We start from the raw sequence: 1,649 nt of genomic DNA on the forward strand, positions 1-1,649 counted from the left end.
GATGAGGTCAACTCTCATAGAGAGAGGATTTTTTTATTTTCTCATTCTTCTCATTTTCCTCTCTAACAATTTTTTTTCCATTTAATATGTCCTTTATTTCATCTCCTGTTAAAGTTTCAAACTCCAGTAGATTTTCGGCAATGAGATCTAAGCCTTTCTTATGCTTGGTCAAAATGTCTTTTGCTTTTTCATAGCAAGAAGACACAACTTTCTTTACTTCTTCATCTATAAGTTTTAACGTATCTTCAGAAATTATCTCAGAACCATGTATGGTTCGTTCGCGATTGTGATAGATCGGGCCTATTTTGTCACTCATTCCCCATTTTGTTACCATAGCGCGTGATAAATCAGATGCTTGTTTTATATCCGAAGATGCACCGCTTGTGACTTTATCGTAGCCAAAAATTAGCTCCTCTGCCACTCTTCCACCCATAGCAACAGTAATATCTGCTATCATCTTTTCTCTTGTGAGGGACACTCTATCTGTTTCTGGTAGTCTCATAACTAAACCGAGTGCTCTACCGCGTGGAATAATTGTTGCCTTGTGTATAGGATCAGAAGCAGGCATATTAACAGCAATTATCGCATGACCAGCTTCATGGTATGCAGTCAGTCTCTTTTCCTCTTCTGTCATAATTAGGGATCGTCTTTCTACGCCCATCATCACTTTATCACGTGCATATTCAAAATCGTCCATGGTAACAATCTTCTTGTTTCTTCTTGCAGCAATAAGTGCAGATTCGTTCACTAAATTTGCTAAATCAGCTCCAGAAAAGCCTGGTGTTCCTCTTGCAACCGTTTTCACGTTTACATCTGGTGCTATTGATATTTTCTTTATATGAGTATTTAATATCTTTTCACGCCCATTTATATCGGGTAAAGAAATAGTAATCTGTCGGTCAAAACGACCAGGTCTAAGCAGTGCTGGATCTAAGACATCCGGACGGTTAGTCGCAGCAATTATTATTACACCTTCATTAGACTCAAAGCCATCCATCTCAACTAATAACTGATTTAATGTTTGCTCTCTTTCGTCGTTGCCGCCACCAAGACCAATACCACGATGCCTACCCACCGCATCTATTTCATCTATAAAAATTATACAAGGAGCATTTTTCTTGCCTTGATCAAACATATCACGAACACGACTTGCACCAACACCCACAAACATTTCAACAAAATCAGATCCAGAAATACTAAAGAATGGCACATTAGCTTCTCCTGCAATTGCACGAGCAAGTAAAGTTTTACCAGTTCCAGGAGAGCCAATCAAAAGGCACCCTTTTGGTATTTTTCCACCTAATATTTGAAATTTTTGCCTTTGTTTAAGAAAATCAACGATCTCTACTAGCTCTTCTTTTGCTTCATCAATTCCGGCAACATCATCAAATGTTACTTTTTTTCCACTAGCCATGAGTCTAGCCCTTGACTTGCCAAAGCTTATAGTTCTGTTGCCCCCCGCTTGTGTTTGTTTAAGAAAGAATAGCAAGAAGCCAATAAAGATAAATGTTGGGACCCATGAGATAAGTAATCCACCAATTACGTTCATGGCAGAATCTTCAGTTGAAAAGGAGAATCTCACTTTTCTATCATGTAAATTTTTTATTAGGTCGCTATATATGACACCGCTTGAATTGAAACTTGAACCG

The 1,649-nt window shown here is 38.3% G+C and carries 1 protein-coding gene; it reads right to left on the minus strand.

Annotated elements, in window-relative coordinates; translation table 11 throughout:
- Positions 1-7: 7 nt before the first annotated feature.
- Positions 8-1,649 (minus strand): ATP-dependent zinc metalloprotease FtsH (gene ftsH / locus OZD61_RS01310; protein WP_274979566.1); only part of this gene is annotated, 1,642 nt, incomplete at its 5' end.

This window comes from Wolbachia endosymbiont of Drosophila bocki (assembly GCF_028982005.1).
Taxonomy (GTDB): Bacteria; Pseudomonadota; Alphaproteobacteria; order Rickettsiales; family Anaplasmataceae; genus Wolbachia; species Wolbachia pipientis.